This is a genomic window from Gordonia sp. SL306 (genome assembly GCF_026625785.1).
Classification (GTDB): domain Bacteria; phylum Actinomycetota; class Actinomycetes; order Mycobacteriales; family Mycobacteriaceae; genus Gordonia.
The window spans coordinates 1,939,003-1,962,801 of sequence record NZ_CP113063.1 but is presented as its reverse complement, the minus strand read 5'-3'; the positions used below and the strand labels follow the sequence as shown (position 1 = coordinate 1,962,801).

General features: G+C 68.8%; 19 protein-coding genes. 14 read left to right on the top strand and 5 right to left on the bottom strand.

Annotated elements, in window-relative coordinates; translation table 11 throughout:
• The 9 genes from ssd (at window position 1) to OVA31_RS08910 (ending at window position 9,238) form a co-directional block, all read left to right on the top strand.
• Window positions 1-1,062 (top strand): septum site-determining protein Ssd, encoded by a 1,062-nt coding sequence (gene ssd / locus OVA31_RS08950; protein WP_267630720.1) that lies wholly within the window; start codon window positions 1-3, stop codon window positions 1,060-1,062.
• Window positions 1,059-2,234 (top strand): TadA family conjugal transfer-associated ATPase, encoded by a 1,176-nt coding sequence (locus tag OVA31_RS08945; protein ID WP_267630719.1) that lies wholly within the window; start codon window positions 1,059-1,061, stop codon window positions 2,232-2,234. Before ssd ends, OVA31_RS08945 begins: the two co-directional genes overlap by 4 nt.
• Window positions 2,231-3,025 carry a type II secretion system F family protein gene (locus OVA31_RS08940; protein ID WP_267630718.1) on the top strand — a complete coding sequence of 265 codons (795 nt, stop codon included), beginning with the start codon at window positions 2,231-2,233 and terminating at the stop codon, window positions 3,023-3,025. The genes OVA31_RS08945 and OVA31_RS08940 overlap by 4 nt, the downstream gene beginning before the upstream one ends.
• Window positions 3,022-3,651: a type II secretion system F family protein gene (locus tag OVA31_RS08935; RefSeq protein ID WP_267630717.1), complete on the top strand. Its 630-nt coding sequence runs from the start codon at window positions 3,022-3,024 to the stop codon at window positions 3,649-3,651. The genes OVA31_RS08940 and OVA31_RS08935 overlap by 4 nt, the downstream gene beginning before the upstream one ends.
• Before the next feature lie 98 nt (window positions 3,652-3,749).
• Window positions 3,750-3,968, top strand: a complete 219-nt coding sequence (locus OVA31_RS08930) for a DUF4244 domain-containing protein (protein WP_164310437.1) — start codon at window positions 3,750-3,752, stop codon at window positions 3,966-3,968.
• Complete coding sequence (locus OVA31_RS08925) at window positions 3,961-4,359, top strand: TadE family type IV pilus minor pilin (RefSeq protein ID WP_324290204.1); 399 nt, start codon at window positions 3,961-3,963, stop codon at window positions 4,357-4,359. Before OVA31_RS08930 ends, OVA31_RS08925 begins: the two co-directional genes overlap by 8 nt.
• Window positions 4,356-4,718: an Rv3654c family TadE-like protein gene (locus tag OVA31_RS08920; protein ID WP_267630716.1), complete on the top strand. Its 363-nt coding sequence runs from the start codon at window positions 4,356-4,358 to the stop codon at window positions 4,716-4,718. The genes OVA31_RS08925 and OVA31_RS08920 overlap by 4 nt, the downstream gene beginning before the upstream one ends.
• 128 nt (window positions 4,719-4,846) lie before the next feature.
• Window positions 4,847-6,253, top strand: a complete 1,407-nt coding sequence (locus OVA31_RS08915) for a hypothetical protein (RefSeq protein WP_267630715.1) — start codon at window positions 4,847-4,849, stop codon at window positions 6,251-6,253.
• A gap of 141 nt (window positions 6,254-6,394) precedes the next feature.
• Window positions 6,395-9,238: an AAA family ATPase gene (locus tag OVA31_RS08910; RefSeq protein ID WP_267630714.1), complete on the top strand. Its 2,844-nt coding sequence runs from the start codon at window positions 6,395-6,397 to the stop codon at window positions 9,236-9,238.
• Here OVA31_RS08910 and OVA31_RS08905 read toward each other — a convergent pair.
• Both OVA31_RS08905 and OVA31_RS08900 read right to left on the bottom strand, forming a co-directional pair.
• The gene (locus tag OVA31_RS08905; RefSeq protein WP_267630713.1) at window positions 9,179-11,635 is read right to left on the bottom strand and encodes an AAA family ATPase; all 2,457 of its coding nucleotides are present in this window, start codon (window positions 11,633-11,635) and stop codon (window positions 9,179-9,181) included. The genes OVA31_RS08910 and OVA31_RS08905 overlap by 60 nt on opposite strands.
• A 77-nt stretch (window positions 11,636-11,712) precedes the next feature.
• Window positions 11,713-12,312 (bottom strand): TetR/AcrR family transcriptional regulator, encoded by a 600-nt coding sequence (locus tag OVA31_RS08900; protein WP_267630712.1) that lies wholly within the window; start codon window positions 12,310-12,312, stop codon window positions 11,713-11,715.
• A gap of 91 nt (window positions 12,313-12,403) precedes the next feature.
• Here OVA31_RS08900 and OVA31_RS08895 point away from each other — a divergent pair, with 91 nt between their 5' ends.
• Window positions 12,404-13,453, top strand: coding sequence for a TIGR03857 family LLM class F420-dependent oxidoreductase (locus OVA31_RS08895; RefSeq protein ID WP_267630711.1), 1,050 nt, complete (start codon window positions 12,404-12,406; stop codon window positions 13,451-13,453).
• Between the two features lie 7 nt (window positions 13,454-13,460).
• Here OVA31_RS08895 and OVA31_RS08890 read toward each other — a convergent pair whose 3' ends face one another.
• Both OVA31_RS08890 and OVA31_RS08885 read right to left on the bottom strand, forming a co-directional pair.
• Window positions 13,461-14,012, bottom strand: coding sequence for a hypothetical protein (locus tag OVA31_RS08890; RefSeq protein WP_267630710.1), 552 nt, complete (start codon window positions 14,010-14,012; stop codon window positions 13,461-13,463).
• Window positions 14,005-16,332, bottom strand: coding sequence for a DEAD/DEAH box helicase (locus OVA31_RS08885; RefSeq protein ID WP_267630709.1), 2,328 nt, complete (start codon window positions 16,330-16,332; stop codon window positions 14,005-14,007). Before OVA31_RS08885 ends, OVA31_RS08890 begins: the two co-directional genes overlap by 8 nt.
• Window positions 16,333-16,662: 330 nt before the next feature.
• On the opposite strand from OVA31_RS08885, the gene OVA31_RS08880 reads away from it, so the two are divergent.
• From OVA31_RS08880 to topA, 3 genes are all read left to right on the top strand, one after another.
• Window positions 16,663-16,866: a cold-shock protein gene (locus OVA31_RS08880; RefSeq protein ID WP_004022110.1), complete on the top strand. Its 204-nt coding sequence runs from the start codon at window positions 16,663-16,665 to the stop codon at window positions 16,864-16,866.
• Between the two features lie 158 nt (window positions 16,867-17,024).
• On the top strand, window positions 17,025-17,612 hold the full coding sequence (locus tag OVA31_RS08875; protein WP_267630708.1) for a hypothetical protein: 588 nt from the start codon (window positions 17,025-17,027) through the stop codon (window positions 17,610-17,612).
• 175 nt (window positions 17,613-17,787) lie between these two features.
• Entirely contained in the window at window positions 17,788-20,805 is a 3,018-nt protein-coding gene (gene topA, locus OVA31_RS08870) for a type I DNA topoisomerase (protein WP_267630707.1), read from the top strand.
• A 103-nt stretch (window positions 20,806-20,908) separates the two neighbouring features.
• Here topA and OVA31_RS08865 read toward each other — a convergent pair whose 3' ends face one another.
• Window positions 20,909-22,366, bottom strand: coding sequence for an adenylate/guanylate cyclase domain-containing protein (locus OVA31_RS08865; protein ID WP_267631458.1), 1,458 nt, complete (start codon window positions 22,364-22,366; stop codon window positions 20,909-20,911).
• A gap of 171 nt (window positions 22,367-22,537) precedes the next feature.
• Here OVA31_RS08865 and OVA31_RS08860 point away from each other — a divergent pair, with 171 nt between their 5' ends.
• Entirely contained in the window at window positions 22,538-23,797 is a 1,260-nt protein-coding gene (locus OVA31_RS08860; RefSeq protein ID WP_267630706.1) for a DNA polymerase III subunit delta', read from the top strand.
• Window positions 23,798-23,799 lie beyond the last annotated feature (2 nt).

Below are 23,799 nucleotides of genomic sequence, written 5' to 3'. Positions count from 1 at the left end.
ATGACCGATGAACTCCTCGCCCTGGTGGGTCCCGATCTCTCCGACGACGTCGCCCGCTGTGCGGCCGCGGCGGGATATCAGATGCGGCGCGCCGACCCCGAACACTGCCGCCGGGAGTGGCTGCGTGCGGACGCGGTGGTCGCCGATGTGAACGCCACGCGGGTGCTGGCCGAACTCGGGCCGCCGCGGCGCGCGGGAGTCGTCATGGTGACCGACGGCGAACCCGCAGCCGACATCTGGCGATCGGCGATGAGTCTCGGTGCCGATCGGGCGGTGTCGCTGCCCGCCGAGGAATCCACCCTCGTCGGACTCCTCACCGATCTCCGATCGCCGCTCGCCACCCCGGCGGGCGCGGTCGCCGTGATCGGCGGACACGGCGGAGCAGGCGCCACGACCCTGGCGGCCGCGGTGGCCCTGACCGCTGCCGAGGAATCCACACACGTACTGCTCTTCGACGTCGACGAGTTCGGAGCGGGCATCGACCTGACGCTCGGGATCGAGGGTCGTGCCGGGCTCCGGTGGCAGGACCTGACCCTGGCGGGCGGGGCGGTCCGGGCGGAATCGTTGCACAGCGCATTGCCGCAGGTGAACGACCGGTTGTCGGTGCTCGCGCCCCGTCGCGACAGCCGGCTGCGGATCGGCGTGGACGCGGTCGTCGCGACGATGGATGCCGGCCGGGTCAACGGCGACACCGTGGTGGTGGACCTGCCCCGCACGGCCGACCCGGTCACCGATGCCGTTCTCGATTCCGTCGATCTCGTCGTGCTCGTCACCACGGCAGGTGTGCACGGGGTGGCGTCGTCGCGGACCGTCGGCGCCCGCCTGGGCGAGCGCGGGATCGCCGCGGCGCTGGCGGTCCGGGGGCCGGCGCCGAGCGGCCTGCGCGCCGTCGAGGTGGCCTCCGCCGTGGGCCTCCCGCTGCTCACCGCCTACCGATCCGATCCCGGACTGCCGGGCCGGATGGAGGCCGGGCGGCTGCGGGTTCCGCCACGCAGCCCGCTCGGGCGTGCCGCGCTGGCGGTGTACCGCAAGGTGGGGGCCGCCGAGCGGCTCGCAGCGTGAGCGGCCCGCACGATGCGCTCCTCGACCGGGTGCGTGACCGGCTGGCGACCCAAGCCGTCGAGCCCACGGCAGAGGTCATCGCCGATGCGATCCGCTCGGAGTCGCGGGGCATGCTCGGCGATACGGACCTACTTGCCGCCCTGCGCTTCCTGCAGACCGAGCTGATCGGAGCGGGCCGGCTCGAGCATCTCCTGGCCGAACCCGACGTCGCCGACATCCTCGTCGTCGGCGCCGAGCGGGTGTGGGTCGATCGGGGAAACGGGCTGCAGCGCACGGATATCCGTTTCGACGACGAGGCGGCGGTCCGCCGCCTCGCGAGTCGGTTGGCACTCAGTGCGGGCAAACGGCTCGACGACGCACAGCCCTGGGTCGACGGCCAACTCGCCGACCTCGGGCGTCGCGGCCATGCGGTCCGGCTGCATGCGGTGATCCCACCCGTGGCCACCGACGGAACCTGTATCTCGCTCCGCGTCCTGCGCACCGCGACCCGCAACTTCGACGAACTCGTCGCGCTGGGTGCCATCCCCGGCGAGGCGGTGGAGCCGCTCCGCGCCATGCTGCGCGCCCGGCTCGCCTTCCTCATCGTGGGCGGGACCGGATCGGGCAAGACCACACTCCTCGGATCCCTGATCGGTGAGATGGACGCGGCCGAACGAATTCTCTGTGTCGAGGACGCGCTCGAACTCGACCCGCCTCATCCGCACATCGTGCGCCTTGTCGCCCGGACTCCGAATGTGGAAGGGGCGGGCGAGGTTCCGGTGCGCTCATTGGTACGGCAGGCGCTTCGGATGCGGCCGGACCGGATCGTCGTCGGCGAGGTCCGCGGTGCGGAGGTGATCGATCTCCTGACCGCGCTGAACACCGGACACGAGGGATGTTCGGGCACCCTGCATGCCAACTCGACGTCGGAGGTCCCGGCGCGGATGGAGGCGCTGGCGGCGCTCGGCGGGATGGCGCGCGACGCGCTGCACAGCCAGCTCGCGGCGGCCGTCCACGTGGTGCTCGGTGTCGCGCGGACCCCCGGTGGCTCGCGCGGACTCACCGAGATCGGGCTGGTGTCCCGCGACACCGATGGCTTTGTGCACATCCGGCCCGTGTGGATGCGCGCGCACGGCTTCACCGACGAGATGGCGGGATTCGATGCACTGGTGCGGTCCCGGACGCACCGATGATCCCGGTCATCCTGGCGCTCGCGTCCGCCGTGCTCTGGTGGCCGGCGACCCACGCCCAGTATCGGTTGGTGTCCCTCACGCCGGGAACCCCGCGGGCGCGCACTGTTCCGTGGGATGCATCGGTCGCCGTCGGCGCCCCGGTGGCGGCAGCGGTGCTCGTCGGGCTCCATGCGGCGGTGGCGATGACGTTGGTGTCTGCGACGGTGATGTGGCGACGGCACCGCGCACAGCGGGTGCGGGCGCGCGACCGGGAGACCTCCGATCTGCTGCTGGCGTTGTCGGTGATGACGGCCGAACTGTCGGTCGGTGCCCCGCCTGCGTCGGCGTGTGCGGCCGCGGCACGGGAACTCGTTGTCGGGCAACCGAGGTCGTCGGTCGCCGATGGCCTCACGATGATGGCGGGACGGGCCGAACTGGGCGGCGAGGTGATGCCCGATGTCGAGGCCTCCGACCAGCTCTCCTGGCATCGTGTGGGGGTCGCCTGGCAGACCGCCGACCGGCACGGTCTGCCGATGATCGAGCTGGTGGAGTCGGTGCGGGCCGATCTGCTGGCGCGCAGGCAGTTCGCCACCCGGACCCGAGCCGGACTCGCCGGCCCGCGGGCCACCGCGACAGTGCTCGCAGGTTTGCCGGTCATCGGCATCGCGCTGGGCGAGTTCATGGGCGCGCACCCCATCGGCGTGCTCCTCGGCAGCGGTCTAGGAGGGGTCCTGCTCATCGTTGGCACGGCGTTGTCGGTGGCCGGGCTCGTGTGGTCGGAGCGGATCACCGACCGGGTGATCAACCGATGAGCGCGTTCTCGCTGAGCACGCTCGTCGCGGCGGGGGCGGCCCTGTGGGTGTGGCCGGCACCGGGCTGGGCACTGCATCGGGTGGTGGGCGATCCGGTGTCGGCGATGGCCGATCGCGACTCTGCGCATCCGAGGCCCGGTTCCGACGACCCGTTCGCGGTCGCGGCGTCCTTCGATCTCTTCGCCGTGTGCCTGCGCGCCGGGATGCCGGTCGCCGCGGCGGCGGGCGTGGTCTCGCGTTCCGCGCCGCCCGGTCTCGCCCGCCCGTTGGCGTCGGCAGCCGAACTCCTCGGACTCGGTGCCGATCCCGAGCACGCCTGGCATCGCCACGGGGCGCCCGTCGTCGGCGGCCGGGGAGCCGCGAGGAGGGACGTCGATGGCGACCGCTTCGAGGCGCTGGCAACGTTGGCGCGGCGTTCGGCACGGTCCGGGTCGTCGCTCTCCGGAGGTCTGGCCGAACTGGCCGACAGCACGCGCAGAGAGGCGCACGACGACGCGCTGGCGGCCGCCGAACGCGCGGGTGTCGCGATCAGCGGTCCGCTCGGGCTGTGCTTCCTACCGGCGTTCATCTGTCTCGGGATCGTGCCCGTGGTGGTCGGCCTCGCCGGCTCCGTCCTCGGTGGCTGATCGGTGGAGTGATCGTGGGCGCAATGGATCCGAATCGTGGTCTGGTGCGTCCTATCTGTGACACGCAAGGTGCGTGACCCAGGGGAGGCCAGAACATCATGTCCGACAGAATCTTTCGACGTCCGATCGCACGAGTGCAAGCCGAGGTGTTGCGTATCGTCGCCGACGACGAGGGGATGAGTACGGCGGAGTACGCGATCGGCACCATCGCCGCGGCGGCCTTCGGGGCGATCCTCTACACGGTCGTGACCGGCGACAACATCGTGAGTGCCCTCACCGGCATCATCGGCAAGGCCCTGAACACCTCGGTTGGCTGAGGCGGTGCTCGGGCCGGTGGTCACGTTGCGGGAGGTGTGGCGCGATGAGCGTGGCATGGTCACCGTCGAGGGCGCGTACGTCATCGCGGCGATCGTGGCCACCGTCGTCCTCGGCATCACGGCGGTCGTCGGTGCGACGGTGCAGATCCGGTGTACCGACGCGGCCCGGGAGGCCGCCCGACTGGCCGCGGCCGGGGACGCCGCGGCGCAGGAGGTCGCTGCCGGGGTGGTCGGGCGGTCGGCGCAGATCATGATCACCGGCACTGACTCCCGCGTCGAGGTCGTCGTGCGGTCGTCGATCCCGTTGCTGCCGATGGTGACGGTGTCGGCCCGGGCGGTGGCGGCGAAGGAGCCCGACGACGACGCGACTGCGCAGGCATCTTCGCCATGATCCGGGGGTGGCGCGACGACGGGGGTTTCGCGACCGTGGCCGGGGCGTTCGCGATCGCGGCGATCGCGGCCACGGTGGTCACCCTGCTGTACTTCGGCGCTGCGGTCGTCGCCCGGCATCGCGCGCAGTCGGCCGCCGACCTCGCAGCGCTCGCCGCCGCGCAGCAGCAGGTGGCCGCCGAGCCGGATCCGTGCGCGGCCGCGCGGCAGATCGCCGCTGCGCAGGACACTGGTGCCGAGGTCGATCGGTGTGTGACGGAGGGTGCAGACGTCGTGGTCAGTGTGGTGGTTCCGGTGACGTTGGGACCGTTCGGTGTCCATCGCGCGCAGGCCGTCGCGAGGGCCGGCCCGGTGGGGTGAGGGCGACTGCAGCATGAGTCATTTGTCCACACTGTTCCGATTTCCTGACATCGAGATGCGGACCACGGTCCAGACTTCGAAATCGTCCGACATGTGTCGGTTCGTTTCTGTTGTCAAGGAGAGCTACATTGCACGTCCTCAGTCGCCCACAGCTGCGCCCATACCTGTTGGCCGGAGTGTCGCTGGTCAGCGCGACCGCGATCGCCGCGACCCCGTTCGCCATGTCCGGGGCGCCGTCGCTGACGAATGACCTCGGCGCCCAGGTACACAGCGTCGTCTCACCCGGTGTCCGGTTGAGCTCGTTCGCGGCGTACCAAGAAGCCATCGAGCACGCGATGACCAATCTGGAGGGCATCGCCGCTACGTCGGACGCCCGGGGAGCGCTCCCGATCCTGCGTCAGATCCTCGAGAACCAGTCCGCGAGCGGCCAGACCCTGATCAGCGGTCTGCAGTCGGCCGGCACGGCCATCACCACCTCCTTGAACGACGATGTTCCTGGTCTTCTCGAGGCGGCCTCGACCGCGCTCCGGGGCGGCGACGTCGCCACGGCCCTCAACAATGTGCTGACCGCCGTGATCCTCCCCATCTTCTCCGCGATCGACCCGGTGTCGGGCGATCTCATCCCCGCCATCCAGCAGGCGCTCGCCGCACCGGTGGAGAACTTGGCCAGGGTGATCAACGAGCAGGTGCCGAACATCGCGCTCAACGCGGGGCTCGCTCTCATCGGCCCGATCTACGGCGGGGTCGGCGGCCTGGGCGCCGCGATCCAGGGTGTCATCGAGGCGGCCCAGGGCGGAGGCGGCGCATCGGAGATCGTCGGCGCCCTCGCGAAGGCGCCGGCAGTGATGCTCGACGGCCTGCTCAACGGCGGTTACGGTCCCAACCTCGGGCCGCTCATCGGCCTCGACATCCCCGGGCTCACGATCTATGCCGGCGGACTGCTGAGCAATGGTGGCGCGACCGCGGACGGTGGCGTGATCATGCCGGGCACGCTGGCGTCGCTGCAGGCGATCCAGCAGAGCATCCTGTACGGCATCACCCCGCCGGCCACCACGACCCTCGCCGGTGTGCGGTCGGCCGCCGACACCGATGCGACAGCCGTGTCGTCGGAGACGACGGCGGAGACCACCGGAGGCTCAGTAGAGGCCGACGCGGCCGGCGCCGAATCATCTACGGACAGCAGCGAATCGGCGACAGCTTCGGCCGTCGACACCTCGGAGGCGACCGACGCTGCGGGCTCAGCGGTCTCGACTGCCGCTGACTCGACTGCCACGGACTCGGCTGCAGCCGACTCGACAACGTCTGACCCCACCTCCGCTGAGTCGACCACGGCCGACTCGACCACCGCTGACTCGACCACAGCGGACGCCGGGACCACAGCGGACGCCGGCGCCGACAGCGACGCTGACGGATCGGGTTCGGCCGCATCCGCCGGAACCTCGAACTCGTCGCCGAGCTCCTCGTCGGATGGCGCCTCCTCGGATGGCGGCTCGTCGAGCGATTCGGGTTCGAGCAGCTCGAGTGCAGCCGCTTAGGTCGGACCAGCGAGCAACACCACCACGAGAGTCCGTCCCGTCGGCCGCCGAGGTCGTCGGGGCGGACTCTCCGTATCGTCGGTGATGTTGACCCAACGGCGCACGGTGAATTAGCGTTCATCGACGGAAGGCCAGGTCAGCATGGCCGTGGCGGGGGAGACGGACGAGTTGTCAGCAGACGTTGTCGACGGGCGATGTCGCGCTGACCCACGCGCGCTGCTCGGCCGCACGGGCGACATCGACCGCATCTCGGAGCTCCTGACCACGATCACCGCCGGGTCGAGCGGGTCCCTCGCCGTCGTCGGGGAGCCGGGAATCGGGAAGACCGAGATCCTCACCGCCGCAGCCGGGCTCGCCGAATCCCGGGGCTGCCGCGTGCTGCACGCGACGGGTGTCGAGTTCGAGACCGACATCGACTTCGCGACGCTGCAGGAGCTGCTGCTCCCGGTGGTCGACAGTCCGAGGGCGACCGATCGGGCCTGGGCGACCACACTGCGGACGGCCCTCGGTCTCGACGACGGCGCGATCCCCGACATCACCGCAGTGCTGCGAGCGACGACGCGCTCGATCGGGGAGCTCACCACCGATGGGCCCGTGCTGATCGTCGTGGACGACCTGCACTGGGCCGACGCAGCGAGCCGCGAGGTCCTCGACGGCCTGGCCGCCCTCGGGCTCGCCAGGGTCGGCATCCTCACGGCCACACGTGACCGGGGAATGTCGGATCGCGACGAGATGAGGCTCGAACGCCTCGACGATGTCGACGGGGCATCGCTGCTCGACGCCACCAGCCCAACGCTCGCGCCGTCGGTGCGAGCGCGACTGCTGGCCGAGGCACAGGGCAACCCGCTCGCGCTCGTGGACCTGCCCGCGGCCCTCTCGACCGAACAGCACTCGGGCTACACGTCTCTGCCGCCGCTACTTCCACTGACGCACCGGCTGCGCGACGCATTCGCCCCGCAGATCACCTCATTGGGTGCCGATGCCCGGCTTCTGCTCCTCCTGCATGTCCTCCAACCGGCCGCATCGGTCGCCGATCTCGCCGGGGCGGTCCCGGATGGATCGGCGACGCGTGCCATCGCCGATGCGGCCGATGCCGGCGTGATCGCCATCTCCGGAGTCGGCCCCGACGCCCGGATCGGCCTGTGCCGACCTCTTTTCGGGTCTGCGCTGCTCGCCGACTCCACGCCTCAGGAGCGTACGAACGCACACCGCAGACTCGGCAGACTGCTCGTCCGGACCCCCGCCGAGGTGGTCGAGTCCGGCACACTGCACGAGGTCGGCCGGTACGACGAACCCCGCGCGTCGCACCTCGAGCGTTCCGCGGAGGCCGCGGTCCGCGACGGAGATTGGACGGACGCACTCGCGCTTCTCACCCGCGCCGCGGGGCTGACACCGACGCCGCCCGACCGTGCTCGGCGGCTCGCGCGCGCCGCATATATCGCCGCAGGCTCCGATTCGTCGATGGCACTCGAGCTGATCGACGAGATCCGGGAGTTGGACCCCGGTTTCACCCAGTCGCTGACAGCGGCGGCCGCGGCCGCGACGGTGATCGCCAGCGGCCACGACGGCGACATCGACATGGCTCACCAGATCCTCGCACGGGCGATCGACGGGTACGCCCGTCACACGGACCCGACCGACGAGGCGCTGATGGAGGCGATCGGTGAACTGCGGTGGGTCTGCTGGCTGGGTGGACGAGAAGAGCTGTGGCCGGCCTACTACCGGGCTCTCGATCGACTGGACCCGCGTCCCCCGGTCGTCGCCGATCTGGCGAGTCGTACCTCGCTCGATCCTGCCCGCACCACCGCGACGACGCTGGGCGAGGTCGACGCTCTGATCCGCGGGGTGCATGCCGAGACCGACCCGGTTCAGGTCATCCAGATCGCCGAGATGGCGGTCACCTTCGACCGGCTGCCCGATTGCCGTGTCGCGCTCGACCGAATCGTCGACGCAGCCGAACACCGTGGTCCCGTCCTCCCGGCGATCTGGGCGCTGCTCATGATCGCCCGCGACGGGCGCAACCGCGGTGACTGGCAGACCGGCGTCGACGCCGTCGATCATGCACGCCGGCTGGCGAACGGCGGGGATTACAACCTGCTCCTGTGGGCCGCGGACTACGAGATGGCGTGGCTCGCGGCCGCGCGGGGCGATCGGGCGTCGATGGCGGTGCTCACCGACGCGATGGCGGCGTGGGCGATCCCTCGCCGCGCGACCACGGTCATCGCCTGCGTCGAGCACGTGGAGACGACGGCAGCGGCGGGGCGCGGCGACGCCGAAGGTGTGCTCGCGCATGCCACGTCGATCAGTCCGATCGGCGTGTTCGCCTCGCATGCGTGGATGGCGATCTCGGTCGCCCTCGACGTCGTGGACGCCGCGCTGCGGCTGCGGCGACCCGACCTCGCCCGCGCACACGTCGATGCGATGGACCGCATCGGTTACGGCAGGCTGTCGCCGAGGATGGCCATGATCCACCTGGTGGCCCGTGCCCTGATCGCCGATGACGAGCAGGCCCGCGAGCTGTACCGGCAGGCGCTGGCGGTCCCAGGCTCGACGACGTGGCGATTCGACCGCGCCCGCGCCCTACTCATGTTCGGTGCGCACCTGCGCCGTCATCACGAGGCAGCGGCGTCGCGGCCCCTGCTGACGGAAGCGCTCGCGACATTCGACGAACTCGGTGCTCGGCCGTGGTCGGATCGGGCTCGTGCGGAACTCGAGGCGACCGGAGCCACCCGGCTGATGATGACCGAGGCGATGTCCGGCTCCCTCACCCCGCAGGAACGACACATCGCGGAACTCGCGGCACAGGGCATGAGCAACAAGAAGATCGCCGAGCGTCTCGCGATCTCGCATCGCACCGTCGGAAACCACCTCCACAAGGCCTACCGCAAGCTCGGCGTGGCCTCTCGTGGCGGCCTCCGTGACGCGTTACGCGTGCCGAACGCCGGGCCCACCGGCAGGGTCCTCGGACCGCAGCGAATCCCGTAGTCCGGCACGGGAATGCACGCCGAGCGTCGCGTAGACACGAGACAGGTGCGACCCGACGGTGCTCGGGGACATGTGCAGGACAGCGCCGATCTGGCGGTTCGACAGCCCGGTGGCAGCCAGCCCGGCGACCCGGCGGCCGATCGGGGAGACCTGGGTGATGTTGTGCAGCAGGTGATCTGTTTCGTCGGTCGCCCCGAGGCGGCGGAGTTCCTCACGCGCCTGGGTGAGCCACGGGGTGGCGCCGAGGTACCGGAACGTCACGGCCGCCGAACGGAGTGCTCGGTGCGCTTGTGCCGGGGAACCCTGAGCTCGCAGGGAACGTCCACGGCTCAGCTGGATGCGCGCGAGATCGAACGGCCACCGGTCGGCCTCCGGCATGGTCACCGCGCGTTGATAATGCAGATCGTCTCCGGAGATGATGGCGAGTGCACCCGCGTACAGCAGGGTCCGGCGATCGGCTGCGACGCGATCGTCTGCGAGGCGTGCGGAGACGATCGCCCGGAGGGACTCGATGTCGTCGCGGGTACCTGCCAGCATCGCCGCCTCGGCGAAGTCCAATGCCGTCCGGTCGTCGAACTCGATCACGGCACCGAATTCGCCGGTGCCGGAGATCATCCGAAGGAGCCGGTAGGCCTGCCGCGGCCGGCCCGCGCCGAGCGCGATCACCGCCCGGCAGTGCAGGGCCCGCCAGTGCAGCGCGGCCGAGCCACGGTCATCGGCCCACTCCTGTAGCAGGGTGACTGCCGACTGCGCCACCTCTTCCTCGCCCCGATAGGCGGCGAGCAGCGCGCGCGAGTGTCGGAGCCACGGTTCGGCATACATCCGATAGTCGTGTGTCTCACAGAGATCCAGCGCACGACGGGTCGCCTGTTCGACCGCCTTCCAGTTCCCGGAACTCAGGCCGTCGGCGGCGAGCAACGCGCCCGCGTAGACGACCGAGGCGAACGGGCTGCGCTCGTCGGCCCAGAGTCGCTGCAGGGCGTTGCGCCACCAGAACCGCCGGTCGCGGCCGCGGGTGACAAAGGCGATACGTACCACCGCCGACGGATCCGTGGTGAACGCCAGATTCTCGATCAGCTGATCGGCCTGTGCGTCGAGGTAGGCGTCGTCGAACGCGGAGTGGGACTCCAGCCTGGCGGCGAGTACGGCCCACGGTGGGATTCGGTCGACGTCGGCCTCCACCACGGCGCGGAAGTCGTGCCAGTGCTCGCGCTGATTGCCGAACCAGCACAACAGGTACAGCGCCCACAGCGCCTCCTCGAACACCCAGCGACCGATCTCGTGTCTACGGTCGCCGATCGCCTCGACGAGTCGACGATGGACGTCGTCGATCCCGTCGCTACCGCGAAGTGCCACGTACGATGTGGCGATGACGGCCTCGAGTGAGCGGTCCGACCGCGGGTCGGCGCGCAGCGCCTGATCGAGGAGGCGGCCCAGTGCAGGCAGGTCGCCGGTGACGTCGGCCGAGAGGCACGCGGCCGCGGCCAGCCGTCGCGCCCGCGCCGACGGCTCGGTCGAGGTCTCCACGGCGCGCTCGAGCACGAAGGCAGCGGCACGGGCATCGCCGCGTCGCATTGCCCGGACGGCGACGCCGTCGAGGAGTTGTGCGACACCGCGCGGATCGCCCTCGAGGCCGGTCGTGTCCGCGCCGGTGGTGTCCACGGCTGTGGTGTCGCCGGTCGCGCGGTCGACGGACACGGCACGGCGCGAGAGTTCGGCCGATCCCTGCTCGATGAGCATTCGTGGGTTGCCCGGGACGGTGTCGACCACGTGTGCGCGCACCGTGTCGGGCAACATCGGCAGCCGGTCGCGCAGCAGGCGGTGCGCGTCCGCGGGGCGTAGCGGGTCGAGGTGCCACGAGTGATCGACGGAACGTTCGGCGAACACGGCCTCGCCCGGAGGTGCGGCCACCAGGATCGCCACCGGCGCCGCGCGCAGCCGGCGCGCGACGGAGGCCAGGATCTCGACGCTGGCACGGTCGATGCGATGCGCGTCGTCGAGGGTGAGGAGCAGGACGTCGCGGTGCGCCCGCCGTCGAATGAGGTCGAGAACGGTGGCCGAGAGAACCAGTCGCGAGGGCGGCGTACCGGGAACACGACCCAGCGCGACCTGCAGGAGATGTCGACGGCGGTCGTCGAGCGCGAGGAGGGTGTCGTCGACGGCGGCCACCACGGAGTCCAGTGCGGGATATGGTCCCGCCCGGTGGTCGGCGGTGACCCGTACGACGGTGACCCCGGCGTCGATCGCCATCGATTCGGCCGCGCGCACGAGGCTGCTCTTGCCCGATCCGGGCTCCCCGAGGATGAGCGCCGACCCGCCGGATCGCGCCGTGACAAAGGCGCCGAGCGCGGACACGAGCTCGGTACGTCCATGCAGCTGGCGGGCGGAGTCGGCCATGGGCTCGCTTCGGTGAGAAGGGCTGTTGCCGTCATATTACTGCCCGGTAGGTTGCGCCTCCTCCGGGTCCCCGTGCGCTACCGCGTCGCGGTGCCGTACGTCGCCCGGAAGCGCTCGGCGAGGTGGGTCAGTTCGGTCGGGAGATCGTAGAGCTCGGGCGACACGATCCACTGGTAGCTCAGACCGAACACCGCAGAACCGATGTCGTTGGTGGCGCGGTCGAGGTCGATGTCGGCGCGTACCGAACCGTCGCGAAGCCCCTTCGCCAATCCGGCGATGATCTTGGCTCGACCCTGGTCAATGTTGTGCCGCACACGATCGCGCAGTGCCGAGGTTTCCTTGACGGCCTCGAAGGTCGCGACGAACATCGCGCGCAGGAAGTCGGGGTCTTCGGCGTACAGCTGCTGCACGTGCGTGACATGTGAGACGGCCTGGTCGAGTCCGGTGTCCTCGGGGTCGACGTCCGGTGTGAGGCGGCGGACGTAATCGTGCTCGAAGAAGGCGTCGAGGATCGCCTCCTTGCTCCCGAAGCGCGCATGCACCATCGCCCGGCTGTACCCGGCGCGCCTACCGATCTCTGCGGCTGTGGTCGCCTCCCAGCCCTTTTCGACGATGAGCTCCGCCGCGGCCTCGACCATCCGACGGTTCGAGACCTCCACGCGTTGGGGTTGACTCATTCCTCGGGTGGGTGACGGCACCATTGCATATTAGACGCTCGACAACTAACTTGTGTTCAGTGTCGAGAACGGCATCGGAGGGGTGTGGGGCGTGAGCGATCCACGTGCACTGGATGAACTGGGCTACTACCTGCTGGCCGGCGCAGGCGGGGAGGGGCCGGCCACGCTGATGGACGAGACCCGTGCGGGAGAGGCGCTGGGGCTGGGTACCGCATTCATCTCCGAGCGCTGGAACGTCAAAGAGGCGTCGTCGTTGACGGGCGCCGCGTGCGCGGTGAGTGAGCGCATGCAGATCGCCACGGCGGCAACCAATCACAACACCCGACATCCTTTGATCACCGCGTCGTGGGCGACGACGATGCATCGACTCTCCGGCGGGCGCTTCACTCTCGGGCTCGGTCGTGGGATCGCCGCGATGTACAAGGCGTTCGGCGTGCCTGCCGTGACCACGGCGCAGATGGAGGATTTCGCCCAGGTGATGCGGCGACTGTGGCACGGCGAGTTGATCTTCGGCCACGACGGCCCCATCGGGAAGTACGACCTGCTGTTTCTGGACCCGGACTTCGACGAGGACATCCGGCTGGCCGTCGTGGCCTTCGGCCCACAGACCCTGGCCCTCGGCGGGCGCGAGTTCGACGATGTCGTCCTGCACACGTACTTCACCCCGGAGACGTTGCAGCGCAGTGTGAGAACGGTCAAGCAGGCCGCCGAGGAGGCGGGCCGCGATCCGGACAGCGTGCGTGTCTGGTCCTGCTTCGCGACCGTCGGGGATCACCTGCCCGAAGAGCTGCGGATGAAGAAGACGGTGGCTCGCCTGGCCACGTATCTTCAGGGCTACGGCGACCTGCTGGTGAAGACCAACGATTGGGATCCGGCCGTGCTGCAGCGCTTTCGGGACGACTCGGTGGTCCAGTCGATTCCCGGTGGGATCGATCACAAGGCGAGTGCCGACCAGATCGAGCACATCGCCACGCTCCTTCCCGACGAGTGGCTTGAGCCGTCGGCGACGGGGTCGCCGGATCAATGTGCCGCCCGCATCCGGCAGGAGTTCGAGTACGGCGCGGATGCGCTGATCATGCACGGCGCCACCCCCGCCGAGCTCGAGCCGGTGGTGACGGCCTACCGGGCGGGAGGCAGGTGACCGACGGTCAGATGTCGTCCTCGCGCACCACGATCCGTTTCGGATACACGCGGCGCGAATGCGAGGGTGCGAATCCGATCTGGCCGAAGTCCACCGATTCGTCACCGCGATAGACGAGTCCGAAGGACATCGTGGTCGACGGGACGGCCATGTACCGCATCGCCGCGCGGACGAACGAGGTCCAGTGGATCAACTCCCCTTCGGTGAGGAACCCACCCGCGACCGCCATCGGTCGATCCGGATCGGTGGCGCCGGACGCCAGGAAGACCTCGCCCAGTCCAGCAGTGACCTGGGATCCGACCATCGCACTCTGTAGATACCAATGTGCGCCAGCCACGACCGAGGAATGATGTCCGCCGTGCTGGGCGGCGCACCACGCGTAGTGGAGATCGAGCGCGTCGAGCGCCTCGTCCTCGGAGAAGAACACGTCGCGCTCGCCGATGGTGGCGGGCAATTCGTCGGCCTGCTCGGTCGGCCGGGCCAGCAAGAAGTACGCGGCCCGTGACGACGCGACGGCGTGCGCGGGCTCGCGGCGACGTTCGGTGCTGTCGTCAGTCATCACTCGAGTATTGCCGACTCAGCAGCGTCAGCACCGTGATCGCGCCGTCCTTGTCGAGCGGGTCGTTGCCGTTTCCGCACTTGGGCGACTGCACACACGACGGGCACCCGCTCTCACACCGGCAACTCGCCACGGCGTCGCGCGTCGCGGCGATCCACGTCTCGAACGCCGCGAATCCCCGATCGGCGAAGCCCGCACCACCCATGTAGCCGTCATAGACGAAGACGGTGGGCAGACCGGTGTCGGGGTGCTGGTTGGTCGACAGCCCGCCGATGTCCCACCGGTCGCAGGAGGCGACGAGTGGGAGCAGCCCGATCGCGGCATGCTCGGCGGCATGCAGTGCGCCGGGGAACCGGCCGACGGCCACGCCGGCCTCCTCCAGCGCTTCCGGTGTGAGCGTGTACATCACCGCGCGGGTACTCAGTGTCTGCGGCGGCATGTCGAGTTCCACCGCGTCGAGGACCTCGCCCGACAACAGGGTGCGGAGGTAGCCGACCACCTGATGGGTCACGTCCACGGTCACCAGTGCGACGGTCAGCGGACCACAGGTGCGGCGCGCCACGACGTCGGTGATCGTCACGTCGGTGGTCTCGCGGGCGGAGGTGGTCCAGTCCGGTTCCTCCGGATGTGCCAGGGCCAGACCGTCTGTCAGGTCGAGCTCGTCGACGACGTAGGACTCGCCTTGATGGATGTGCAATGCACCGGGGTGGACGGTCGACATGGCGCGGCCCGAGTCGACGGTGCCGAGCAACTGGGAGGTGGTGGTGTCGACGATCAGGACCTGGCCGCCGATACCTCCGCGGATGTCGATGTCGGCGTGCGGTTCGACGCCGGGCGCCACGTACCAGCCCGCCTTGCGGCGCTTCAGCATCCCGTCGGCGGCCAGCCCCGCGACCGCGTCGGCGGCTCCCCATGCCTCGATCTCGCTGTCCTGCAGCGGTAGCTCGGCGGCCGCGCACAACAGGTGTGGAGTGACGATGTACGGATTCGTCGGATCGGTCACGGTCGCCTCGACCGGTCGACCCAGCAGCGCCTCCGGGTGGTGCACGAGGTAGGTGTCCAGCGGATCGTCGCGGGCGACGAGCACCACCAGCGAATCCCCTGAGGTGCGTTGCCGGCCGGCGCGTCCGGCCTGCTGCCAGAAGGAGGCGACGGTACCGGGATAGCCGCCCACGATGACAGCGTCGAGACCACTGATGTCCACGCCGAGTTCGAGCGCGTTGGTGGTCGCCACCCCGATGAGGTCTCCGTCGGAGATCGCCTGCTCCAGGCGACGGCGATCGTCGGCGAGGTAGCCCGCGCGATACGCCGCGACCTTATCGACCAATTCCGGTGCGGTCTGCGACAACAGGTGACGTGCTTGACGTGCGGTCAGCTCCACGCCGCGTCGGCTGCGCTGGAAGCAGAGTGTTCGCGCTCCCTCGACGACGAAATCGGCCAGCAGCCGAGCGGATTCGGAGCCGGCCGAACGACGCACCGGCGCGCCGTTCTCGCCGGTCACGGCAGGCAGGAAGTCGGGCTCCCATAGGGCGACCGTGCGCTCGCCGCGAGGTGATCCGTCCTCGGTGACGGCGGTCGCCGGCTCGCCGATCAAGCGGGTCAACGCTTCTGCGGGTTCGGCCATGGTCGCGCTGGTACCGATCACCACCGGGTTTCCGCCCGCAGATCGCGCGATTCGGAGCAGCCGCCGCAAGACCAAGGCCGTGTTGGAGCCGAAGACCCCCCGGTAGTGGTGACATTCGTCGATCACGATGTAGCGGAGATGGCGGAAGAAGTGCCGCCATCGAGCGTGTCCGGAGAGGATGCCGATGTGCAGCATGTCCGGATTGGTGAAGATCCACCGCGAATGCGCGCGCGCCCACTGCCTGATCTCGACATCGGTATCGCCGTCGTAGGCGCACGGCTGCAGATGGGTGAACTCCCGATGTCCGGCGAGTAACGAACTCACCGAACGGATCTGATCCGCACCCAGCGCCTTGGTGGGTGAAAGATAGAGCGCTGTCGAATTCGGATCCTTCGACAGCGTGGTCAATATGGGTAACTGGTACGCCATCGATTTACCCGAAGCGGTTCCCGTGCAGAGCGCGACATGATTTCCGTGATAGGCGAGATCGGCGGCCGACACCTGATGTGTCCACGGTTCATCGATTCCGGAATCGATGAAGGCAGTCACCAATTCTGGTGGGACCCACTCCGGCCACCTGGCGAAAGTGGCTGTCCGCGAGTCTATTACCGACATGTGGGTGAGGCACGACGTCATCGCGTCGGTGCCCGCCGTGCTCTGGCGGAGGAGTTCGGACCCGAATGTGAGATTCTGCATTGTTGGTGACTCGATCGTCGACGGCGTTCGCCAACGTGGACCCTGATGTTACTGCGAGATGTCCACGCGAGCGAAAATGACCAGGTTTTCACGCAGTTTGGTTGGGGTGACTATCGCAGGCGGGCCGAACATGATTGACTAGTGGCGGTCGCAGCTTTCGTGGGGCGCCGGACAGCCGGTTGCGCAGCGAGATCGTGTTGTGGCCGTGGTACTGAGGCTGGTTTTCGCGGGTTCTCCGCAGGGGTCCATCGAGGTATGGCGGTCGGAACCGACCACGACACGAGACCCATCGTGTCGCGTCTGTTGGAATGTATGTAAAGGATTGCAGTAATGGCACAGGGAACTGTGAAGTGGTTCAACGCGGAAAAGGGCTTCGGCTTCATCGCACCAGATGAGGGGTCCGACGACGTGTTCGTCCACTACTCCGAGATCCAGGGATCCGGTTTCCGCACTCTCGAAGAGAACCAGCGGGTCGAGTTCGAGGTCGGTCAGGGCACCAAGGGCCCGCAGGCCACCGGTGTTCGCGCCGTCTAGGAGTCACCTCCTGCAAGCTGCGAAGCACGCTTGAGCGAAACCGCTCCCGGTCACCGTCACGGTGACCGGGAGCGGTTTTTTCATCATGCCGCCGAACTGATCGGGACGCCGGTCTGTTGCGTCACCCGTCTGTTGCCCCACGCAGTAACCTCTGTGATGTGGGCCAGTTGTCGTTCTTCTCGGCGCAGATCGACCAGCCCGCGTACGACGATCTGGCGGGTCTGCTGGCCACCAACGGCCAAGCGGTCCGCTCCGATGCCGGTACGCGGGTGTCTGTGGTCGTGGCCGACAAGTGGCGCGCCACGGCGATTGTCGAGGAGATCGCGGCCACCGGACTGGCGGTCGAGGTCGTCACGTCTGACGAAGGCAATCCGATCGCTCGGACCGGGCACAGTCATCAGCTCGACGGTTTGCATCGGCGATGGTCGGCCGGAGCCGTCAAGGCGATGCCCGCCGGGTGGGTGCCGTCGCCCCGCGCGCTGCGCCTCTGGACCATCGCCGGTGGAGAACGCGAGGGGGAGCGGTACCTTCTCGGTCTCGATGCCCACGCGCTCGACACCCACGCGATGCTGGCGACCGCACTGATGCGGGTCGGCGTCGCGCCGACCCTGGTCGGCACCCGCGGTCAGTCGCCGGCCCTGCGGATCGCAGGGAAGCGCCGCCTCACCCATCTGCTCGAGTACGTGGGCGAGGCGCCTGCACTGCCCGGCGCGGCCGAACACTGGCCGACCGTCACCGGATTCTGAGCGAACACCCCCGACAATCCCGAAAATTTACGGAAATCCCGTGACCTGGGGTTATGTGCTGAGCGTGGCGCAATTTGTCACACTGGGAGTTTGAGAAGGGAATCCGGATGTGCAGATGACGCTATATATAAGGTACAAACCTCAACGAGCAGCGATAGCGAAGTAAGGACGCCCGGTGGCCGATACCAGCACCGCATCTCCCGCGAACGGGAGCACGACTCGACGATTGGTCATCGTCGAGTCGCCGACCAAGGCCCGCAAGATCGCGGGTTACCTGGGGGCGAACTACGTCGTCGAGTCCTCTCGTGGTCACATCCGCGACCTCCCGCGCGGTGCGGCCGATGTCCCGGCCAAGTACAAGGGACAGCCGTGGGCGCGCCTCGGGGTGAACGTCGACGACAACTTCGAACCGCTCTATGTGGTCTCCGCCGACAAGAAGTCCACGGTCACCGAGCTGAAGTCGCTGATGAAAGACGTCGACGAGCTCTACCTCGCGACAGACGGTGACCGCGAGGGCGAGGCCATCGCCTGGCATCTGCTGGAGACCCTGAAGCCGAAGATCCCGGTCAAGCGGATGGTCTTCCACGAGATCACCGAGCCGGCGATCCGCGCCGCCGCCGAGAATCCGCGCGACCTCGACAACGACCTCGTCGACGCCCAGGAAACCCGCCGCATCCTCGACCGTCTCTACGGCTACGAGGTGTCACCGGTGCTGTGGAAGAAGGTCATGCCGAAACTGTCGGCAGGCCGTGTGCAGTCCGTGGCCACCCGCATCATCGTCGACCGCGAACGCGAGCGGATGGCGTTCGTCTCCGCCGACTACTGGGACATCGCGGCGACCATGGACGCCGGCGGCGCGGCCACCCCGTCGACCTTCGGGTCCCGGCTGGTGTCGGTCGACGACGCCCGGGTCGCGACCGGCCGTGATTTCGACGCGCGCGGCGCTCTCAAGCGTTCCGACGGCGTGGTCGTGCTCGACGGTCCACGTGCCACCCGGCTAGCCGACGCCCTCGACGGTGCCGACATGTCGGTGACCTCGGTCGAGGAGAAGCCCTACACCCGCCGCCCCTACGCCCCGTTCATGACATCCACGCTGCAGCAGGAGGCCGGGCGCAAGCTGCGGTTCTCCTCCGATCGCACGATGCGGATCGCGCAGCGCCTGTACGAGAACGGTTTCATCACCTACATGCGTACCGACTCGACGACACTGAGCGAGTCGGCGATCAACGCGGCACGCGATCAGGCGCGCGAGCTGTACGGCGAGTCGTTCGTACATCCGACCCCGCGGCAGTACACCCGCAAGGTCAAGAACGCACAGGAAGCCCACGAGGCGATCCGGCCCGCGGGTGAGACCTTCCGGACCCCGGGTCAGGTCGCCGGTCAGCTCGAGACCGATGAGTTCCGCCTCTACGAGCTGATCTGGCAGCGGACCGTCGCATCGCAGATGGCCGACGCCAAGGGCACCACGATGAGTCTGCGGATCAGCGGTACGGCGTCCACGGGGGAGCGCTGCACGTTCGCCGCGTCCGGCCGCACGATCACGTTCCCGGGCTTCCTGTCCGCCTACGTCGAGACCGTCGACGAACAGACCGGCGGACAGGCGGACGACGAGGAGAACCGGCTCCCGAATCTCACCGAGGGGCAGGCGCTGACGGCCACCTCGCTGACCGCCGACGGGCACTCCACCAACCCGCCCGCCCGCTTCACCGAGGCGTCGCTGGTCAAGGTTCTCGAAGAGTTGGGGATCGGCCGGCCGTCGACGTATGCATCGATCATCGGCACCATCCAGGACCGTGGCTACGTCGTGAAGAAGGGCAATGCCCTCGTACCGTCGTGGATCGCGTTCGCGGTCGTCGGGTTGCTCGAGGCCTATTTCGAGAACCTCGTCGACTACGACTTCACCGCGTCGCTCGAGGACGACCTCGACCAGATCGCCAGCGGCAACGCCAACCGCACCCGCTGGCTGACCGAGTTCTACTTCGGCGACGATGGCGAGGCTCAGGCGGCCGAGGGGTCGGAAGTGTCCGGATCCGACATTGCCAAGCACGGCGGGTTGAAGAAGCTGGTCGGCGTCAACCTCGAGGAGATCGACGCCCGCGAGGTCAACTCGATCCGCCTGTTCGACGACGAAGAGGGCCGTCCGGTCTACGTCCGCGTCGGTCGATACGGGCCGTACCTCGAACGCAACGTTGCCCAGGCGGGTGCGGAACCGGACCTCAAGCGCGCCAACCTGCCTGCCGACATCACCCCGGACGAGTTGACGCTTGCCGTCGCGGAGAAGTTGTTCGCGACGCCGCAGGAGGGGCGGACCCTCGGCGTCGATCCGCAGTCCGGCCACGAGATCGTGGCGAAGGAAGGCCGTTTCGGTCCGTACGTGACCGAGATCCTGCCGTCGGACGACGACGATGACACGGGCAGCGCGCCTGCCACGGTCCCCGCGGGACCGACGCCGCGCGACGGTGGTGACTCCGGCGGCGAGGTGATCCACCTCGACGACGCGCCGACCGGTGGTGGCGGGACCGGCACCACGACCGCCAAGAAGGCTCCCGCGAAAAAGGCCGCGGCGAAGAAGGCCGCCAAGAAGGCAGGCCCGAAACCGCGGACCGGATCGCTGTTCAAGACGATGGACATCTCCACCGTCACCCTCGAGGATGCGCTCAAGTTGCTGTCGCTGCCGCGGGTGGTCGGCGTCGATCCGGAGTCGGGCGACGAGATCACCGCGCAGAACGGCCGCTACGGGCCGTATCTCAAGAAGGGCACCGACTCGCGGTCGCTGACCAACGAGGAGCAGCTCTTCGAGATCACGCTCGACGAGGCGCTGAAGATCTACTCCGAGCCCAAGCGTCGGGGTCGTCAGGCCGCTGCCCCGCCGCTGCGCGAACTGGGCAACGACTCGGTCAGTGAGAAGCCGATGGTGATCAAGGACGGCCGCTTCGGTCCGTATGTCACCGACGGCGAGACCAACGCCAGCCTGCGCAAGGGCGACGAAGTCGATTCGATCACCCCGGAGCGGGCGATGGAACTGCTGGCCGACCGTCGGGCCCGCGGACCCGTGAAGAAGCGGGCCGCGAAGAAGGCCCCGGCCAAGAAGGCTCCGGCCAAAAAGGCCGCGGCGAAGAAGACTGCTGCCAAGAAGACCGCTGCGAAGAAGACGACCGCGAAGAAGACCGCGGCCAAGAAGGCAACCGAGTAGTTCCCCGCGGGACTCTGTCTCCTACTGCTGGTCGAGTACGACCGAGCCGCCCTACCGGCTCGCACCTACTCGACCAGCGGTCGGTGGGTGACCGCCGGCCTGCTCAGTCTCCCATCGGCTCGAGCAGCGGGCGCGCGAGCAGCGTCTCGATACCACGACCACGGAGTTCGACGCCCTCGCCGATCTCCCAGTTCTCCGACTCCTGCTGCGATGCGAGGAACACGGCGCGTGCGCTGCCGAGCACTCGGCTCGGTTCGTCCTTGGCCAGTTCGGTGAGCCGTGCGGCCTCGTTGACCGGGTCACCGATCACGGTGTACTCGAGACGCTGTTCGGAGCCGATGTGGCCGGCGATCGCCTTGCCCGCCGACACCCCGATCCCGATGTCGGTGTCGCCCAGGGTGCGGTACAGCTCGGTGCGGAGCTCGCGCGCCGAGGCGAGGGCACGTCCGGCGAAGTCCTCGAGATCGAGAGGTGCACCGAAGATGGCGAGCGCCGCGTCACCCTGGAACTTGTTGACGAAGCCGCCGTGGCGGCCGACGACGGCGACCACCACACGGAAGAATTCGTTGAGCAGCTCGACCACATCGCGTGGCGGCCGGTTCACCGCCAGCCGCGTCGACCCCACGATGTCGACGAACAGCACTCCGACGTAGCGCTCCTGGCCACCGAGTTCGGTGCCGGTCTCGATCGCCCGCCGCGCCACGTCCTCGCCCACGTACCGGCCGAACAGGTTGCGCAGCTGTTGGCGCTCGCGCAGGTCGGCGACCATGTCGTTGAAGCCCGCCTGCAGCAGGCCGAGATCGCTGCCGTCATAGATCCGGACCGCGACGTTCAGGTTGCCCGCCGACACCTGGCTCTGAGCGCGGCGCAACTGTTTGATCGGATCGTTGATCGCGGCGACCACACGGACGATAGCGATGACGCTGAACGCGAGGGCCGCTCCCGACATCCACAGGATCGGTCGTTGCAACCCGGCCGGATCGGTTGCGATCCAGCCGAGTCGTTGCAGGGTGATCAGTCCGATGATGACCGCCAGCGGTGCGACGACGCTGATCACCCAGAACACCGCGATGCGGGTGGTCACGCTCGGCGCAACCGCCACGTCGGGCTCGTTCGCCATCGCGGCAACGGTGATGGGTCGCAGCACCTTCTCGGCCTGCATGTACGACAGCACGCATGTCACCAGGGCGCCGATGGCGCTGGCCATGCCCACGATGAAGGCGTCCTTGTGGGAGACCGCGAAGTTGACCAGGGTGAACAGCACTCCGCCGACCAGCCACAGGCCGGCATTGACCACCGACAACAGGTACGGGAGTTTGAGCGCACGCCGTCGCGCGTTCTCGTTGTCCAGGCGCGTACGCCGCCGATGCCACACCAGCACCGGCAACGACAATTGGATGCTCAGGAACGCGCCGACCAGCATCGCGCCGACGAGGTAGACGGCGAAGATGATCTGATTGAGCGCGGTGATCTCGTCGAGACGGATGGAGTCCTCCATCGGCATCCCGAATCGGAGGAACGCGAAGGTGAACAGGGCGCCCACCACGTTGGCCCTCAACATGTCGAGGGCAAGGATCGGCCACGGTGTGTGCACGAGCCATCGGGCCAGATGCAGGCCCTTTGACCACCGAGACCGCCGTTCAATCACGTAACAACGGTAGCTGTCTGCTTGCAATTGTTAAACACACGCAGGTCGGTGGGAGGTGTCTGAGCAGCACATTAGGGTGGCGGTGTGACGAATGTCTTCAGCCGTTTGATCGGCCAGGTCGCGGTGGCCGAGGAACTGCAGGCAGCGGCCCACGCCGCCCGTGGCGTGGCGGCGCGACTCGACGAGGGCGATTCCGCCGCCGCCCAACCGGACGACGACCGATTCGCGAGTCGGTCCCGGGCGGCGATGACCCACGCATGGCTGTTCACCGGCCCGCCCGGCAGCGGGCGTTCGGTGGCCGCGACGTGTTTCGCAGCAGCGCTGCAGTGCCACGCCGAGGACGAGGTCGGTTGCGGTGAATGTCGCGCCTGCGTCACCGCGATGGCGCAGACCCACGCCGACATCCGGCACGTCGTCCCCCAGGGGTTGAGTCTGTCGGTGCACGAGGCGCGTGACGTGGTGCAGGCCGCGGCGCGGCGCCCGGGCACCGGCCGGTGGCAGATCGTGATCGTCGAGGACGCCGATCGGCTCACCGAGCAGGCGGCGAACGCTCTCCTGAAAGCGGTCGAGGAGCCGGCGTCCCGGACGGTCTTCCTACTGTGCGCGCCGTCGGTGGATCCGGAGGACATCTCGGTCACCCTGCGGTCGCGGTGCCGACATGTCGCACTCACGACGCCGGGGGTGGCCGACATCGAGCGGGTCCTGGTCGATCGCGATGGCATCGAACCGGAGCGGGCGGCCTGGGCGGCCGGCGTCTGCGGAGGCCACGTCGGCCGGGCCCGACGGCTGGCCACCGACGACGACGCTCGGGCGCAGCGCGAGAAGGCCCTCGGGCTCGCGCGGGCCGCCACCCGGGATTCGACGGCGTACGCCGCGGCCGAGTCGTTGGTGAAGTCCGCGGAGGAGGCCGCCAAGGCCATCAGTGCCGAACTCGATGAACCCGAGACCGAGGAGATGCGGACGGCCCTCGGCGCGGGCGGCACCGGCAAGGGCACCGCCCGGCCGCCCCGCGGGAGCGCCGGTGCGTTGAAAGAGCTGGAGCGGCGGCAGAAGTCGCGGGCCACCCGGGTCTCTCGTGACATGCTCGACCGCGCCCTGGTCGATCTCGCCGCACTCTTCCGCGATGCGTTGGTGGTCTCGGTCGGTGCCTCGGTGACCGCGATGCATCCGGACAAGGCGGATCTGGTCGGTGGGATGGCGCACTACGCGTCGCCTGAGCGTCTCCTGCGGTGCGTCGAGGCCGTCCTGGACTGCCGGACCGCCCTCGATGTGAACGTGAAGCCGAAGTTCGCGGTCGACGCGATGGTGGCCAAGATCGGTCTGGCGATGAACTCGGGCAGGTGATT